The organism is Cellulomonas sp. NPDC057328, assembly GCF_042667215.1.
Taxonomy (GTDB): Bacteria; Actinomycetota; Actinomycetes; order Actinomycetales; family Cellulomonadaceae; genus Cellulomonas.
In genome coordinates this window covers 1-2531 of the sequence record NZ_JBHUZW010000207.1, presented here as the reverse complement: position 1 = coordinate 2531, position 2531 = coordinate 1, and the positions used below count along the sequence as shown (strand labels likewise).

At 73.8% G+C, this 2531-nt stretch carries 2 protein-coding genes; both read right to left on the bottom strand.

Annotated features, from left to right (window positions below; all coding sequences use genetic code 11):
* Nucleotides 1–164: 164 nt before the first annotated feature.
* Entirely contained in the window at nucleotides 165–1151 is a 987-nt protein-coding gene (locus tag ACFUMH_RS18990; RefSeq protein ID WP_378209177.1) for an ABC transporter substrate-binding protein, read from the bottom strand.
* A 111-nt stretch (nucleotides 1152–1262) separates the two neighbouring features.
* Nucleotides 1263–2264, bottom strand: coding sequence for a LacI family DNA-binding transcriptional regulator (locus ACFUMH_RS18985; protein ID WP_378209179.1), 1002 nt, complete (start codon nucleotides 2262–2264; stop codon nucleotides 1263–1265).
* Nucleotides 2265–2531: the final 267 nt, after the last annotated feature.

Below are 2531 nucleotides of genomic sequence, written 5' to 3'. Positions count from 1 at the left end.
GTTCACCCGCGGGGGGGCGTCGCCCGCGTGGGGGTGGGTGTGGTACTGGGTTGTCCTCCCGCGCCGGGGGGGGGGGGGTCGGGCCGGGGTGGCCCGCCCGCGCGCCGGCCGGCGCCGCGTGTGCGGGCGCCGCGTCGGTCAGTGCCGCGTCGGTCGGTGCTGCGTCAGTAGGCGCGGGCGTCGACGTCCGCCTGCGTGATCGTCTGGTCGAACGACTTGTCCTCGACGACCGTGGTCTCCGGCACGTCCTCGCCGTCGGCCACCTGCGTGATGAGCTCGGCCAGCTGGTCGCCGAACACCGGGTTGCACTCGACGACGAAGTTGAACTTCTTGTCGACGAGGGCCTGCAGGCCGTCGCGGACACCGTCGACGGACACGATCTGGATGTCCTTGCCGGGGACCTTGCCGGCCGCCTCGATCGCCTCGATGGCGCCGAGGCCCATGTCGTCGTTGTGCGTGAAGATCAGGTTCATCTCGGGGTAGGCCTGCAGCGCCGCCTCGACCGCCGTGCGGCCCTCGGCGCGCGTGAAGTTGCCGGACGCCTTGCCGATGACCTGCTCGCCGACGACCTCGTTGAACCCCTCCTCCCGGTCGACCTGCGCCCCGGAGCCGAGCGTGCCCTGGAGCTCGAAGATCTTCGCGTCGGGCGCGTTCTCGGCGACCCACTCGCCGGCCGTGCGCCCCTCCTGCTCGAAGTCGGCGCCGATCCAGGTGACGAACGGGTCCTCCACGGACGTGTCGACCGTGCGGTCGACGAGGACGACGGGGATGCCCGAGTCCTTGATCTCCTGCAGCACCTCGTCCCACCCGGTCTCGATGACGGGCGAGAACGCGATGACGTCGACGTCCTGCGCGACGAAGTCGCGCAGCGCCTTGATCTGGTTCTCCTGCTTCTGCTGGGCGTCGACGAAGTTGAGGTCGAAGCCGTTCTCCTCGGTCAGGCTCGCCTTCACCGACTCGGTGTTGGCGGTGCGCCAGCCGCTCTCCGCGCCGAGCTGCGAGAAGCCCACGCGGATGAGGTCGCCGTCGCCGGAGCCGCCGTCGGACCCGGCGTCGGCGCTGCCGCCGCTGCTGCAGGCGCCGAGGGCGAGCACCGCACCGATGCCGACGAGCGCGGCGAGGCGGGTGCGCAGGGATGCGGGACGAGACATGGACTCCTCCTTGAGCGGGTTCCGACCCCGATGTCGGACACGTGAAGTGTTAACGCTCACAACGGACGGGTCAAGAGTCCGGACGGTCACGAACCGGTCACGCGTCCGGGGTCAGGCGCGGGGTGCCGCGCTCGACGCGCGCACCGTCAGCGACGCGCCGACGAGCGCGGGCTCGGGCGGCTCGCCCGCCATGGCGCGCACCAGCTGGTCCAGGCACCGCCGGCCCAGGGCGGCGAAGTCGGGGGTCACCGTGGTGAGCGGCGGGAAGAAGTGCGCCGCCCCCTCCACGTCGTCGTAGCCCACGACCGAGACGTCGTGCGGCACCCGCACGCCCGCCTCGGCGAACGCGTGCAGCAGCCCCAGCGCGAGCTGGTCGTTCGCCGCGAACACCGCCGTCGGCAGGCGGTCCTCGCCCGTCCGGTCCGCCGTCACGAGCCGGCTCCCGATGCGGAAGCCGGTCGACGCCGTCCAGTCCCCCGCCACGGGCGCGCGCGGGCGCAGGCCCCGCTGCAGCATCGCGTCGTGCCAGCCGCGGGCGCGCGCGCGGGCGTCCAGCCACACGTCCGGCCCGGCCACGTGCAGCACGTCGGTGTGCCCGAGGTCGAGCAGGTGCCGCGTCGCGAGCCGCGCGCCCGCGTACTGGTCGACGGCCGCGGTGTGCACGTCCCCGTCGAGGTCGGCGGGGCCCACCATGACGACCGGCACGTGCGTGGGGTACGAGCGCACCGCACGGACCGCCTCGTCGTGGGACGCGATGACGACGACGCCGTCGACCCCCTGGTCCAGGTAGTGCTCGAGGGACGCCTGCACCGTGGCGACGTCCCACCGCGTCACCGTGGCGACCGAGACGTACATCCCCTGGCCGCGCGCGGCGTTCTCGAGGGCGATGAGCGTCATCGTCGGGCCGAAGAGCGGCGAGTCCTCCGTGACCACGCCGATGGCGCCGGTCCGCCGGGTCACGAGCGCCCGCGCCGCGGTGTTGCGGCGGTACCCCAGCTGCTCGATGGCGGCGAGGACGCGCGCCCGCGTCTCCGGGCGGACGTTCGGGTGGTCGTTGAGCACGCGCGAGACGGTCTGGTGCGACACGCCGGCCACCTGCGCCACGTCGCCCATGGCGGGCGGACGAGGGCCTCGGGCGGTCCCCGCGGCACGCGCGACGCCGCCGGGACGCGGCACGACCGGCTCGCTGGTGGACCTCGCTGTCACCTTCGACTCTTCCCGTCCGGACGGATCGGCGCGGGCAGCGCGTCCCCCGTGCTGTGAACGCTAACAGGCATCCCGCCACGACGGGTCGCCGCCCGTCGCAGGGCCATTGTGGCAAGCGGCGCCGCACGGCGTCGCCGTGGCGGCACGACGACGGGCGCGACACCCGCGGGTGCC

Bases quoted from the DNA above. Each gene is read 5' to 3' on its own strand.
- ACFUMH_RS18990 (WP_378209177.1), bottom strand. From the start codon at position 1,151: ATGTCTCGTCCCGCATCCCTGCGCACCCGCCTCGCCGCGCTCGTCGGC.
- ACFUMH_RS18985 (WP_378209179.1), bottom strand. From the start codon at position 2,264: ATGGGCGACGTGGCGCAGGTGGCCGGCGTGTCGCACCAGACCGTCTCG.